The sequence below is a fragment of the Granulicella sibirica genome (assembly GCF_004115155.1).
Lineage (GTDB): Bacteria > Acidobacteriota > Terriglobia > Terriglobales > Acidobacteriaceae > Edaphobacter > Edaphobacter sibiricus.
The window spans coordinates 1,067,873-1,081,758 of record NZ_RDSM01000003.1; the positions used below are offsets into that span (position 1 = coordinate 1,067,873).

General features: G+C 55.1%; 13 protein-coding genes. 10 read left to right on the forward strand and 3 right to left on the reverse strand.

The genetic code is table 11. The annotated features are described in order from the left end of the window. Positions 1 to 30 precede the first annotated feature (30 nt). Entirely contained in the window at positions 31 to 894 is an 864-nt protein-coding gene (locus tag GRAN_RS21210) for an SDR family oxidoreductase (RefSeq protein WP_128914997.1), read from the reverse strand. A 97-nt stretch (positions 895 to 991) separates the two neighbouring features. On the opposite strand from GRAN_RS21210, the gene GRAN_RS21215 reads away from it, so the two are divergent. Next, positions 992 to 1,714 (forward strand): TetR/AcrR family transcriptional regulator, encoded by a 723-nt coding sequence (locus GRAN_RS21215; RefSeq protein ID WP_128914998.1) that lies wholly within the window; start codon positions 992 to 994, stop codon positions 1,712 to 1,714. Between the two features lie 126 nt (positions 1,715 to 1,840). On the opposite strand, the gene GRAN_RS21220 is transcribed toward GRAN_RS21215, so the two are convergent. Next, positions 1,841 to 2,173, reverse strand: a complete 333-nt coding sequence (locus GRAN_RS21220) for an SDR family oxidoreductase (protein WP_128914999.1) — start codon at positions 2,171 to 2,173, stop codon at positions 1,841 to 1,843. Between the two features lie 75 nt (positions 2,174 to 2,248). On the opposite strand from GRAN_RS21220, the gene GRAN_RS21225 reads away from it, so the two are divergent. From GRAN_RS21225 to GRAN_RS26790, 4 genes are all read left to right on the forward strand, one after another. Then, complete coding sequence (locus GRAN_RS21225; RefSeq protein ID WP_128915000.1) at positions 2,249 to 2,740, forward strand: luciferase family protein; 492 nt, start codon at positions 2,249 to 2,251, stop codon at positions 2,738 to 2,740. A 421-nt stretch (positions 2,741 to 3,161) separates the two neighbouring features. Beyond that, on the forward strand, positions 3,162 to 4,142 hold the full coding sequence (locus GRAN_RS21230; RefSeq protein WP_128915001.1) for an alpha/beta fold hydrolase: 981 nt from the start codon (positions 3,162 to 3,164) through the stop codon (positions 4,140 to 4,142). Further along, the gene (locus tag GRAN_RS21235) at positions 4,135 to 5,064 is read left to right on the forward strand and encodes a helix-turn-helix domain-containing protein (protein WP_128915002.1); all 930 of its coding nucleotides are present in this window, start codon (positions 4,135 to 4,137) and stop codon (positions 5,062 to 5,064) included. Before GRAN_RS21230 ends, GRAN_RS21235 begins: the two co-directional genes overlap by 8 nt. A 272-nt stretch (positions 5,065 to 5,336) precedes the next feature. Further along, positions 5,337 to 6,887: an FAD-dependent oxidoreductase gene (locus tag GRAN_RS26790; protein WP_277751238.1), complete on the forward strand. Its 1,551-nt coding sequence runs from the start codon at positions 5,337 to 5,339 to the stop codon at positions 6,885 to 6,887. 49 nt (positions 6,888 to 6,936) lie between these two features. Here GRAN_RS26790 and GRAN_RS21245 read toward each other — a convergent pair whose 3' ends face one another. After that, positions 6,937 to 7,581 (reverse strand): response regulator, encoded by a 645-nt coding sequence (locus tag GRAN_RS21245; protein ID WP_128915004.1) that lies wholly within the window; start codon positions 7,579 to 7,581, stop codon positions 6,937 to 6,939. Positions 7,582 to 8,146: 565 nt separating this feature from the next. Here GRAN_RS21245 and GRAN_RS21255 point away from each other — a divergent pair. From GRAN_RS21255 to GRAN_RS21275, 5 genes are all read left to right on the forward strand, one after another. Further along, positions 8,147 to 10,984 (forward strand): two-component regulator propeller domain-containing protein, encoded by a 2,838-nt coding sequence (locus GRAN_RS21255; protein ID WP_128915006.1) that lies wholly within the window; start codon positions 8,147 to 8,149, stop codon positions 10,982 to 10,984. Continuing rightward, positions 10,923 to 11,318 (forward strand): sensor histidine kinase, encoded by a 396-nt coding sequence (locus GRAN_RS27120; protein ID WP_128915007.1) that lies wholly within the window; start codon positions 10,923 to 10,925, stop codon positions 11,316 to 11,318. The genes GRAN_RS21255 and GRAN_RS27120 overlap by 62 nt, the downstream gene beginning before the upstream one ends. 295 nt (positions 11,319 to 11,613) lie before the next feature. After that, positions 11,614 to 12,240, forward strand: coding sequence for a cysteine hydrolase family protein (locus GRAN_RS21265; RefSeq protein ID WP_192898043.1), 627 nt, complete (start codon positions 11,614 to 11,616; stop codon positions 12,238 to 12,240). Positions 12,241 to 12,481: 241 nt separating this feature from the next. Next, entirely contained in the window at positions 12,482 to 13,168 is a 687-nt protein-coding gene (locus GRAN_RS21270) for an alpha/beta hydrolase (RefSeq protein WP_241655054.1), read from the forward strand. Between the two features lie 88 nt (positions 13,169 to 13,256). Continuing rightward, a complete protein-coding gene (locus tag GRAN_RS21275; protein WP_128915010.1) occupies positions 13,257 to 13,796 on the forward strand; it encodes a hypothetical protein in 540 nt (179 codons plus the stop codon). Positions 13,797 to 13,886 lie beyond the last annotated feature (90 nt).

The window sequence follows — 13,886 nt, forward strand, 5'->3', positions numbered from 1 at the left end:
GGAAGTTCTATTTATGTAAATCCTCCGTGATCAGGCGAGCTTCGCGGCCACGAGGGAACGAAGTGTCTCCGGCTTGCGGCCGATGAGTTGCTCGAGTGTTGGATCGACCGTTGCGAATTCCAGGGCGCGTGCAGCCGGGTAGTAGCTGCCGGCCAGTTTCACGAGCTGAGGGGGGAGCCCGCGTGCGGCCATCTTGTTTTCAAATTCACTGTCCGAGATAACCTTGCGCAGGATTGGCCTACCCAGCAACTCGGTCAGCATCGCAGCGAGATCGGTATAGTCGAGTGCTTCGCCACCGGTCAGCGGAGGGGTGGGACCGTCGAAGCGTCCCTCATTCGCAAGTATCGTAGCCGCTGCCTCTGCGAGATCGGTATGCGACGTCCACGACACCTTGCCGTCTTCCGGTGTTGCGATAGCGCCCGATTTCATGGCCGTGTCGCTCTCCATGACGGCGCGCGTTGCATAGAAGCCGTTGCGCAATGCAGTCCATGCGAGGCCGGACTCCGACAGCATCTTTTCGGTCGCAGCATGGACCAACCCAGGTTCGAACAGGGAGGTATCGCTCGATGCGATTTGGCTTGTATACACAATTCTTCTCACGCCAGCCTGTTTTGCCGCTGCGATCGCATCCCTGTGCTGGGCCAGTGAATCGCCGCCTGACGCAGCCGCATTCGAGGACACCAGCAACAATTGCGAAGCTCCTGCGAAAGCGCCCTGCAGCGTGCTGGGTTCCGCGAAGTCCCCCCGGCGCACCCGAACGCCGCGCGCGGCCAGCTCCTCTGCCTTGGCAGGGTTCCGGACGCTAACGCCGATCTGCTCTGCGGCGACGCGCTCCAGCAGCTTCGATACGATGAGGCTTCCAAGTCCCCCTGTGGCTCCGGTCACGACAATCATGGATTCTCCTATGTGTTTCTTGTTGTTTTCCAATGGAAACACATAATGTTTCCATTGATATCACACAGGCAGTTATCCTGGAAAGGGTGATGCCGATATGAAAAAAAAGCAGAACAACCCTGAGGCAGAGACCGTCAGCGGGCGCGTACAAACGCGGGCTCGCGTCCTGTCTGCTGCCATGCAACTACTCCAGGAGGGTGGGAGGGATGCTGTCACTACGCGCGCCGTTGCAGAGCGCGCCGGTGTGCAGCCGCCGGTAATTTACCGGCACTTCAACGACAAAGAAGGGCTGCTGGACGCTCTGGCCGAGCACGGCTTTGCGCTTTATCTACCGCAGAAGCAGCAGGAGACGAAGCACGATCCGGTGCAGGCACTGCGGTCCGGCTGGGACCAGCACGTTCAGTTCGGGTTGAAGTATCCCGAGCTCTATCTGCTCATGTACGCGCGGATCGGGAGAGGGCCATCCCCTGCTGCAGAACTCTCCTTCAAGGCGTTGCATCGGCACATTGCGTCGGTGGCGGCGGCGGGCAGACTGCGCATCCCGGTTGACCGCGCCGTCGCACTGCTTCACTCCGCGGCGATGGGTATCGTCGTTAGTCTGCTTCAGTCCCAGCCGAGGGAACGCGATCTTACGCTGTCCAGCATGGCGCGCGACAATGCCCTCTCTATGATCGCGATCACGGAGCCCACACCGCTAAGAAAGTCGGCGCTCTCTGCTGCCGCGTCGGCGATCCAGGCAGCAGTCAGAGTGGAAGACGGGTTCTCCACGAGTGAGATCGCGCTGCTGAAAGAGTGGCTGAAGCGGCTCGCGGTGAAGTAACAGAGGAGATCCTACGCTGCTGTCGCGGGCCGTCCAACGAACTAGCTTCCGATATTTACTTATCTCAGGATCAATCCCGGCCAAGTTGCCGAAGGCGCCTGGCGGGGATCGACTCGTCCGGATTTCTTACTTGGTGTGACCCTGGGCAGACTCAGCCACAGTCTGCCACGTCTCCCAAGTCGCTATTCGATCTGCATAGGCTGCGCGTACCTGTGGCAGGTTGTGGCTGCCGAGAAACAAGCGCAGCGGTGGGTTTTCCGAATCGACCAGCTTCAACATGGCCTCGGGCGTGGCGGCGGGATCGCCTCGTTCCATCGTCTTCATGCTCTCGAACACGTGCGCTTTCAGTCCTGCGTAGATGTCGAGTCCGGTGGCAAACTTCCCAGAGGACGGGCCGCCGAACTCGGTGGCATAGGCGCCCGGTTCTACGATCGTCACCTTGATTCCGAAAGGTTTCACCTCCCCCTTGTGTGCCGCACTACCTATGATCCTTGTCGCGCTCAAAGAACCATTTCAGAAAGGCCCTCCATCCGGATGAAGTTATCTGCCAAAGGCTGCCAAGCACCGCCTCCCACCCCAAAAGCGCTTCTCCAGCCGCTCTCCGAGAAGATACAGGCTTGGCCCGGTATCGTTGCAGCAACCCACTGGCACCTTTCGCGTAATGGCCAGGTGGATGGTGCCGATTTTTATCGCGCTAACGACGAGATGGGCCATATCCATCTTGATGGCGATCTTCATCTTGCGTTGTCGCCAGTGCTTGCTAGCGCGCTCATCATCCTGCCGGCGATCAACCTGATGGCCTGTGGGCCGGAAAAGGTATTCGAGCAGTCTGGTCCGCTGATTATGACAGCGATTGATTCTCTGATGCGCAGAGCGGTGGAGAGCGGTGACCTGCGCGACGACGTAAGCGGAATGGACCTGCTACGAACCCCTGCGGGGCTTTGCGCGGTGGCCCCGACGGAAGATTGGCCGGTAGGTGCGAGGAAGGTGGTGGAGATCTTGCTGCTTGGGGCGCGGCCGGCCTAGTCAGCTCAAATCACATGCCCGTTTGAGTGCGCTCGATCCTTACGATAAGTGGATAGCTGGGCAGGCAGGTCCCCTTGCCAAGTCAGCATCAACCGCCTCAAAGAGCCTCCGCCTAACGACATAACCCCGGCCTTCAAGACCATGTTTGATGAATTCACCAGTGCTTGTCCCAACCACCCACTTGAACGCTTATCCGTCCACCGGCGCCAGTTGACTAATTGTGGGTCCAACCTTGCTTTACCTGATGCAGATTGAAGCGTCGATTTCGGCCGAAGTTGACACTCCAGGCTAGTGTCTTCATAATATGAAGTAACATGAAAGTCCCAGGTTATCCTCGATAGGGTTCGGCCACCTCTCACGAAAATCTTGGTTGGTGTTGAACGCACGAACGCGTTTGGGACTTGGTATCCAGGAGCGTGACATGTCGTTTCGGCTGCTTCGAAAATGCTCTCTCCAGATCCTCGCGAAGACCATCGTCTTCCTGTGCGTATTTCAAGAACGAAAGGCGGAAGCCGCCACTCAGGATCTATCGGTCGGTTCCCACTTTGTCGAGCTGCGAGACATCCGTCTTCACTTCGTTGTTGCCGGTCAAGGCCCGTATGTCTTCGTTATCTCGCCGGGGTGGGGACTTGGTTCGATTTATCTTCAAAGCGGCTTGGCACCTCTAGAGCGCCACTTCACTTTAATTTTCATGGATGAACGCGGGAATGGGGAGTCATCCCGGCCGAACGACTCCATGATGATGAGCACCGCGACCATGGCCAATGATCTTGAACATGTCAGGCAAGCTCTTGGGCTAGAGACCATAAATCTGTTAGGACACTCGCAAGGAGGCGAGATAGCGTTAGATTACGCTGAGCGGTATCCGGACCGCGTGGGCAAGCTGGCTCTGATTGATCCAGAGGTCATGGATGATAGGGCAGGAGAGAAAACCCGCGCGATGCTTGCGGCTTTGAAGGATGATTCTCAGTATAAAACGGCCGTTGACGCAGTCTTTCACGCTCCGTCCTTGGTCGACAACGATTCCTTCTCCGCTACGATGAATTCCATTCTTCCGCTTTACTTCTCGGATCCGCAACGACAGGTTCCCGTCTTCAAGACGACTTTAACGGGCACCCATCTATCAGCATTCGCTCAGAACGCGAGGCACCCAGCCGACTTGAAAGAGCCTCGGAAGCAGTCCGAAGAGTACGGACGGGTCCATGCAGACACCCTTATAGTCAACGGCGACCTAGATTGGTATTGCCCGATCGAGGTTGCTCGGCGAATGAAAAACGGCATCGCAAATTCTGCTCTGATCGAATATCAGGGGGTCGGGCACTTCCCTTGGATCGAAGAGCCAAAGAGGTTCTTTTCCGACATTGAAAAGTTCTTTCGACCCGCAATGGTGACCCATGAATAACCAAACCGTGGCGTCGCCTCAGTCGGCTCTGGCGACCGCTGTCGAGCCCGACAAGCTGATTGATTTGAGCCGTGTTCCACCTTGGCTCAAGCATGCCATTGCGCGGCGCAACACCTGGAAAGACTGTGTCCTCGAAGCATCGTGCTTTGGTCCCATACACGATGCGCTTCCGAGCGTTCCGTTCCATCATCTAGCGGTTCGGCTTGACGACGAGCCGATGAAGATGGGTTGGACGATAGACGGTAAACGTCGTACTACCGACATGCCCCATGACCACGTACACGTTATTTCTGCGGAGGCAAGCGTGAACGTGTGGTGGGATCGACCGGTGAATTTCGCCTGTCTCTATTTCACCCCTGAGGCTCTGCAGGCCGCAGCAGGGCAGGACTTGGTCCGGAGTTCGGTATTGGAGGTGCGTTCCGACTTGGCGGTCCAGGCTCCAACGCTCTCCCATTTAGTGCGTGCTCTGCACTCGGACACAATCTTAAATCGACCACACGGGGCCCTGCTCGGAGAATCCATTTTTGCGTCTATCGCTACTCTCTTGGCGAATGACGGCCGACTGGTAAATCTTGTACATCAGCGAAAGGACGTGGGTGACTGGAGGGTGCGACGAGCCTTGGAATTCATTCATGCAAATATTAAAGAAAATTTGGATTTGCAGTCCATTGCGAGAGCGGCTTCGACCAGTCCCTTTTACTTGAATCGTTCTTTCAAAAGCGTCACTGGGCAATCAATCTGGCAGTATGTCTCTCAAGAGCGAACACGATTGGCTGCGGAAATGATGAGGTCTCCCTCAATCAGCCTGTCACAAATTGCCACTGACGCTGGATTCGAAAGTTACTCTTCGTTCGCGGCAGCGTTCAAGTCTCAGTTTGACGTTTCGCCAGCACAATTCCGTAAAGAACATCTAGCCACCTAGAGTGCGAAACTGCTTCTGATTAGCTGGAAATGCAGCGCATACGAGTGATCCTCTCCGATCATCTCAACATAATGGCAGGATTCGGATAGAGTCCGCACGATTTGGGAAGTTCGAATCAGACGAAAGTCCTACCTTGAAGAAGTCAGGCATCACGACGTCTGACCCAGGAGGTACGGGTGATCTGCGCCAGCGAATTAGAGAAATACTCAGTCTTTGCGTGTTTACTTGCTTCCCAGCGCGAGAGGATAGCCTCTGTCGCTGCGGAGGTTATCGTGAACGAGAACGAATGGATCATCCGGCAAGGGGAGTCGCCCTCGTTCTTCGTCCTGCTAGAGGGAACAGTCCAGTGCGAGAAGGAATATGGCGGAACGGCCACACTATGCTTACAACACGTTCCGGGTGACTTCTTCGGAGAGGCCGAGATCCTTCTGGATTCAGTGGCAATTGCTTCACTTCAAGCACACTCGAGATGCCGCTTGTTACGTCTTGATCCCATTCAATTTAAAGATATGCTGTCGTCCTCGCGGAGATGCAACGACCTTGTGGTTGAAGTCATGACGGAACGCCTCAAGTTCATCCGGGAGCACATGCAGTCAAACGATCAATTTCGTGTTGAGGTGACAGGCTCTTCGGACGATCCTGGGTGTCGAGAGGTTCGCACCTTTCTTTCGCAGAATCATATCGGCTACAGGTGGAGGGATCACGGTCCCAAGTCTGCAACAGAAGATGGCTGCGGTGGAAGTTCTCTGATTGTGGATGGTGTCATCTCCGTGGGCTGCCCACTTACCGCGAGAAAGGCTGCCGACGCACTGGGAATTAAGACACGCCCTAGTGATAAGTGCTACGACCTCGTTATCGTAGGGGGCGGCCCCGCTGGGCTCGCAGCCGCGGTGTCAGGGGCTTCCGAAGGACTTCGGGTGCTCCTCGTCGAAAAAGATGGAATCGGTGGGCAAGCGGCCTGTTCTACTCGAATTGAAAACTATCCGGGATTTCCCAGCGGTATCTCTGGCAATGACCTGGGGTCTCGTGCTCTCAAGCAAGCGATCCAGTTCGGTGCGGACATCATCATGACACGACGTGTCTGCGACCTCTATCCTATGGCAAACGGCTACTGCCTGGAACTGGACGGTGCCGAACGGGTGGAAACCCAAGTCGTTTTGATTGCGACTGGCGTGCAATGGAGGCGCCTTGAGGCGGAGGGCGTAGAAAGTCTTATTGGTAGGGGCGTGCTCTATGGTGCGTCTCGTACGGAGGGTCGGGCAGCGCTGGGCAAGAACGTCTTCATCGTAGGTGGTGGCAATTCTGCGGGCCAGGCTGCGATGTTCTTCTCGGAATACGCGGCGACTGTCACGCTGCTTGTGCGGGGTGCAGCGATAGAGGAGACAATGTCGACCTATCTCATGGAACAGATTCAGCGAAGGAGCAACATCATCGTCGAACCGTCGACCGAGGTGGTTAAAGCCGAGGGTGGGGAACACTTGGAATCCATCTACACATGCAGCAATGGGGTTATCCGCAAGCGTCTAGCGGATGCGTTGTTTGTGATGATCGGAGCGGTGGCCCATAGCGATTGGCTTTCGAAGGATATTCAACGCGACCAGTCCGGCTTCATTCTCACGGGGGAAGACGTCCGCAAACCATTCGGAAAGAGGGCTCCGGTTGGTCTCGAAACAAGCATGGAAGGTGTTTTTTGTGCAGGCGATATCCGGTTCAGATCCGTCAAACGAGTATCCGCGAGCGTCGGAGAAGGAAGTATGGCGATTTCCTATATTCATCAGTACTTATCGCGAAAACAAGTCTATGAGAACCGCATGGCATCCTGATCGAGTCGATCGAGCAATGCTTAGCATTCTGCTTCAGATTGATTTAGATCTAACCGTCTAAGAAACCACGTTTCAAGGCGATCGTAACGGCGTGAGTGCGGTCATTTGCCTCGAGCTTTGAGAGGATATTTCTCATATGTCCTTTGACCGTCTCCTCTGTGATGCCGAGACCCACGCCGATCCGCTTGTTTGAACTTCCAGCAGCGGCGTGTCGAAGAACTTCGATTTCCCTTGGGGATAACGGTTCAGAACCAGCATAGTCAGCGAGCGTGGCCGCAACCTCGTATGGGATTCGCCGCTCGCCGGCATGGACCCTCCTGATCGTGTCGGTGAGTTCCTTTCTCATCGTTCCTTTTAGAAGATAGCCGGCTGCCCCAGCTCTCAGAGCGCGGGAAGCCTGAACATCGCCAGGAAAGGTTGTGATGATGATCACTCTGGCAGTCGGAGCGATACGGCGAATAGCGAGTAAGGCATCCAAGCCGCTCACGCCGGGCATCCGCAGGTCGAGCAAAGTGATGTCTGGCCGATGGAGCTCAAACATATCAATGGCCTCTTGCCCGTTTGAGGCCTCGGCTACCACGGTCATATCAGTTGTCCGACTGATGCCGAACAGGATGCCCTCCCGCACGAGGCTGTGGTCGTCTGCCATCAGTATGGTGATTAGTTTTCCGGAACTGGATTGGCAATCGGTCATCGTCAAATCTCCTCTATCGGCGTTCGTGATTTGGCCTTGCAATGTCTTCTCCCTCTAAAGAGGCGGACGATTTGGTCCGAAAGGTGTGAGGCCATGCGAAGAACCCGGGCTACGCTGAGGAGTGCAAAGACTATTCGCTATGTTTCCCGATGGACGCCCTGGTATAGGTCTGCTTTTCCTTCGTGTTTCACTTGCGGGAATCCTGATTGCTCACGGATCAACCCTATGGCCGATTCCAGGAAGTATGTTGTTTTGTTGCATCCTGGCATGTCTTCTGGTCCTCGGAGTCTACCTTCCATTCCTTGCCATCGGCGGACTCTGTGCGGGAACGGGGGCTTTTCTGATTTGCGGGAGTGGCATGGCTGCGGAGATCGCATTCGTGCTCTCCGTTCTCGCTTCGTCCGGCCTGTTGGGTGCTGGAGCATATTCCGTGGACGGATGGCTATTTGGGCGTCGGCGCGTCATCATCGCGAGTGCGAGAAGGCCGAAACAGTAAATTCATATGCCACCTCCAGTGATCAGCTCTATGATTCTTACACGACTGGCTTCATAATTGGAAGTGACTATGAATAAAAAGCGAGGCTTCCTCGGCAGTTTGGTTTACGGATTGAAGTGGGGCCTTTTGTGTGGACTTCTGAGCTCGCTTCCGGCAGGTGCCGTGGATCGGTCAGCAAAGATCAAAGATCTCCACCACAAATCCTGGGGAGCGTCTGATGGACTCCCTGGTGAAGTGATCGGTGTCGTACAGACCACGGACGGCTACATATGGGTCCACACAAAAGCTGGCCCTTATCGCTTTGACGGGATCCGTTTTGAATCCCTCGCTTCAGTTTGCCAGTGTGATCGAGATGATGCCACGGACGGCTGGATTTACGCATCCAAAGGCGGTCTCTGGATCGAGAGCTATTACGGGATCAGCCGCTTTGCGAATGATCAAATCACTGCCTATACGGTATCGAAGGCATGTGGTACCGCTACGAAGATGGAGGAAGATCTGGATGGAATCCCGTGGGCGCTCGGTCAATCAGGTGTTTGCGCTCTGAAAGGACAACGGGAGTTCGATGTCATTCCAACTCCCGGGATGCCAACTGTGACCCCAGCCGACATCTTCTCGGATTCAAAGGGGACCTTGTGGATCAAGAATACCGATGGCTCGCTATATTCTCGTGCACGAGGAGTGAGCAGCTTTCGCTTGAGCCAGAGCGGTTCTTCAGACGCCGAATCGCTAACGGGCCAGTCCTCGCACACGATGGCTCAAACGCCAGACGGGATCCTTTGGGATTCGGGCTACTTCGGCCTGCGCAGAATCTACGAAGGTGCCGAGGATGTCGATAAACATCCTGTTCACTTCTTCGGAGCCCACCTAAACACTCATAGATTCGATCGGCTCAAGCCGGTCAGTCTGCTAGGGACGACCGAGATGACCGGTGTCATCCTCGGGGACCGTGAGGGCTCCCTCTGGCTCTCGGTGAGGAGCGGATTGATTCGAGTAAACTCGCCGCTGACACTCGGGGAATCAAAACATGGGAATGGAAGCTTGAGCGTTTACACCCCTGAGGATGGTTTGAGTTGGGATGTTGTTTGGTGCATCTTCGAAGATCGAGAAGGCAACATATGGGTTGGAACCACTTCTGGACTCGACCGCTTCAGTCCCGAGACGTTTCATAAGGCACCTTTTCCGCAGAATCGGCAGACTCAATTCGCTATTGGCTTGAGTGAGCATGGAACGGTGTATGCAGGGAATCACGACACTCCTTTAGCTAAATTAAACGCGAGGGGCATTCACAAATTTCCGAGCCTCCGTGAGGCGGATACTGAACTCATACATGAGGCAGCGGATCATACGATCTGGGTAGCACGGTCTGACGAGGTTTGGAAGAAGAATGGCGATCGGTTCGACAAGGTGCCGCTGCCGGGAAAGTGGCTAGATGCGAGACCGCTTGCTATGGCGAATGCTGCCGATGGATCGCTGTGGGTATCTTTCCAAGCGCATGGTGTTTACCGGTTTTTCGAAGGTAAGTGGACAGACGAGACCTCCGTGCTTGGCCTTCGGGAGCTTTCGACCTCCCCCGCCTTCGGATCGGACTCCGCCGGCACAATATGGATCGCCGGGACAAAGACCTTATACGAATATCGAGACGGCCGGACCACCAAGTACCCGTTGCACGATAAGCCCATCGTCAGTTGGGATCTACAAGCTTACGGTGACCATATCTGGTTGGGCGGTTTACAGCAGCTTGGCCTTGTGATCGATCGAAAGCTCCACGTCATCAGGGGAGAAGGTGGCGAGAACTTTCAGCGGATCAGCGGGGTTGTGGAGCTTCCATCGGGAGATGTCTGGTTCAACTGGGATAAGGGAGCCGGGTTGGTTCGGGCAGATGAGATACAGCGTTCCTTGAAGGATACTAACTACCGCGTATCGTTCCAGACCTTTAGTACTTCTGATGGATTCGAAGGATACGGGGACATGAGTCGCGCACCGACCGCGCTCCTGAGCGACGATGGACTCGTCTGGATGGCCACCAATAAGGGAGTGTTTTGGATAGACCCAACTGAGTATTCTAAGAGAGCCGGGACCCCTCCTCCCGATGTCGCGATCGAGACGCTTATGACCTCATCCCAGCTGCTTTCAGTTCAAGGAAATAGAAAGCTTCGACCGAATCCTTCTAATCTCGAAATTCATTACACCGCGCTTAATTTTGCCGCGCCTGAGGAGGTCCAGTTTCAATATCGTTTGGCAGGTGTAGACCAGCACTGGCAGGTAGCCGGAACCCGCCACGAAGCCTTCTACAACAAGCTTTCGCCCGGCAGATACACCTTCAGCGTGATAGCAAGGAATCCGGGCGGGATGTGGAGTCCAAAGCCCAGTAATTTCAGTTTTCAGGTTCTTCCTGCGTACTACCAGACCTGGTGGTTTAGAAGCCTCCTACTCGTCCTCGCCATAGGCGTGATTTGGCTCCTGTTCCATGCACAAATGGAGAGGTCTCGATCCGAAGTTAGGGGGCGCCTGTCAGCACGACTCCAGGAACGTGAACGCATCGCACGGGAACTTCACGACACGCTCTTGCAAGGATTTCATGGCTTAATGTTTCGGTTTCAAGCGGTTTCAGAGATGCTCGAAACTCCGGATATAGCCGGTCCCGTCCTGAATGAAGCACTTGATAAGGCCGACGCTCTGATGATTGAAAGCCGTGAGCGGATCCGCGATCTGCGCTACGAATCCGAGCAGGTGCTCCCGCTTCCAGAAGCCTTAGGGGCCGCTGCTGAGCAAATGTCCCGCGAGTACTCGATCTCCTTCAAGGCGATTGTGGACGGAACGACGGTGAGCCTTACCCCCCCAAGTGCGAGAGGAGATCTATCTCATCGGCAGGGAAGCGTTGCTCAATGCTTTTCGGCACAGTAAGGGAACGGCAATCGAGATGGAGATTACGTTTCATCCGAAATGGATTCGGCTAAGGATTCGGGATGACGGCCAAGGAATTCCAGAGGTAACACTGACTTCCGGTGGGTGTGTTGGTCACTGGGGGCTATCCGGAATGATTGAACGGGCACAGAAGATGGGCTCGCAGTTCAAGGTTTGGAATAGAACCGGATCTGGTTGCGAAGTAGAACTCGTAGTGCCTTCACAAATCGCATATTCCGCAAGTGGCCCTCGCCGGGTAGCCCTGAAGCTCTTCGGCAAGACACGCTGGCATAAGTTTCCGTTCTTTGGTGCCGCAGGGGAGGCTGATCTGTAGCAATAGCGATCCATCCCCTTCGAAAGAAGTACTCCTTGCGTCTTGGAAGAGGTTTTTCTCGACCTCCCGCAAGCATTATTGTTCATGTTAATCCGCCCTTAGCGGTGGGAAAATGCCAATTGTCGCTGGGAGAAAGTTTCTAGCGAGCCCGTTGATTCACGTATTTGCACATTCTCGCGCACAAAGAATATTGACAGTTATCTCAAATTTGGACCGAACCTTTTCGGCGACCTACACATCCATTCTTTGTGTCTTCATATTGTGAATACACTATCACCCGGAGGATCTGATCACTATGTCATTTTATGCGAAGGATTCGACTGCTCTCCTCATTGTCGATCCATACAACGACTTCATGTCCGAGGGCGGAAAGCTCTACGACATCACCAAGCCTCAAGCTGACTCGGTTTCGTTCTACGAGAACATGCGCAAATTGATCCCTGCTGTCCGCGCTGCCGGGATCAAGGTATTCATCGTTCCTCACCATCGCACGCGCCCTACCGATTTCGCGGACTGGGCGGCGGTCAACCCAACTCAGCAGGATACATTCCGCAAGAAGTGCTTTGAAGAAGGCGCATGGGGTGGAGAATTTCACCCGGAGTTTGGTCCAAAGCCGGGTGACGTAATTGCACTGGAGCATTGGGCGCAGAATGGCTTCGCTGGCACAGACCTCGATGCGCAGTTGAAGCAGCACGGTAGGAACAAGTTGATCTTCGTCGGCTTTATCGCCAATTCCTGTGTGGAGTCTAGCGCGCGTATGGGCATGGAACTCGGCTACCACGTCACCCTGATCAAGGACGCCGTGGGAGCATTCAATCCGGAGGGCATGGTCGCCGCTCGTGTTAATGCGAAGCTCTTCGCTCACAGTGAACTGACGACTGATGAGTTGCTGGAAGCTTTGCAGGTTACAGCAAAGGCATAAGAAACGCAGGAAGCCGGGTCCAGATGGTTTCCATGTGGACCCGCCCTCTTACTTCCCACGGGAAACACAAACATGTGACAGACGCGACACCAGCGACGTGTCGACCGCCTGGAACCCTAACAGAAAGGGTCCGATACAAATGTCTATATCGCGAAACTTGCAAAGTGCAGCTCTCGCAGTTGGTCTAGCAGCGACAGGTACAGGATCTGTTGCTGCAGCTCAGACTGCAGCAGCTGTCTCGGTGAAGAATGTCGTCCTCGTTCATGGAGCATGGGTGGATGGATCGAGCTGGTCCAAGGTCATTCCGCTTCTCGAAGCAAAGGGGCTACATGTTGTCTCCGTCCAGATTCCTCTTAGCTCCCTTGCTGATGACGTCGCCGCCACTTCCCGGGCGCTGGCTCTGATTGATGGCCCAGCGATTCTGGTTGGTCACTCCTACGGCGGCGTTGTGATCACCCAGGCGGGAAACGACCCGAAGGTGAAGGGCCTTGTCTATATCGCGGCCTTTGCTCCGGACGCCGGTGAGTCCGTTCTCGGATTGACTAAGACTTCACCTGTCCCTTCGCCTGCCGTGGCGCAGATTCAGCCGGACAGCAACGGGTTCACCAAGATCACTAAGCAGGGAATTTACGAAGACTTCGCTGAGGAGCTTTCAGAGTCCGAGAAGGAGGTACTGCTTGCGACTCAGGGACCAACTTCGGGGCCGAATGCCCTTGGTGCTCCCGTAACTGAGGTCGCCTGGAAGACCAAGCCGTCGTGGACGCTCATCACTCTGAAAGATCGCGTTATCCCGTTCCAGGCACAACAGTTTATGGCACAGCGTAGCAACGCGCAAGTAAGCTCCGTGCCCGCCTCCCACCTCGTCATACTCGCTCATCCGAAGGAAGTGGCTGAAGTAATCGAACGAGCGGCGAACGGCGGCAAGTAAGAAAGCTTTGCCTCGATGCTGAATCGTATGCCTGATTCGTGCTGCCTAACCTTCACATTTCAAACACGCGCCTCAGAAGGAGTTCATCTTGAAAGAAACAATCATTACGGAATCCAGGTCCACCGCCGTCATTAACGCACCGATCGAGTTCGTGGATATCGCTGACTGGGTATTTACCTTGCCGGACGCCGAGTATGTGCGTTGTTCCCCGGCGCACATTGCGGCTGGCTTCACCACCAGCGACGACGGACGCCGGATGTCCTTGAACGTTGAGACTATCGGCGGCAATCTGATGGTTCAGCACTACGTCGAAGACATTGGTGAACCGCATCATGTCCGTCTTCTGTCAACGTCGGATGTGATTGGTCCCGGCGGTCGTACCAAGTCGGGCGTCGTGTGGGAGCTCAGCGTCAAGGCGATTGATGCAAATAGCTGCGAACTCACGAACCACGTCATCGGCAAAACGACCCCGGAATACTGGGATCATCTTGGTAAGAGCGGTGTTCCGTTCGAAGTTGCTCAGAAGGCACAGGACACTGCCTCATCCGCACACAACGCACAGGAGACGCCATTGTTCGCAAAGAGCATGGAAGCAAAGGCACTCAAGAAGAAGCAAGCTTCCAAATAGCACAGCCCTGCCTGCGACGTCTTTTCGCACTCAAGACGGCGCAGGCATTTCTTTTCCAGAATCCCGCGAAATCTCCCTACACGAGACGCT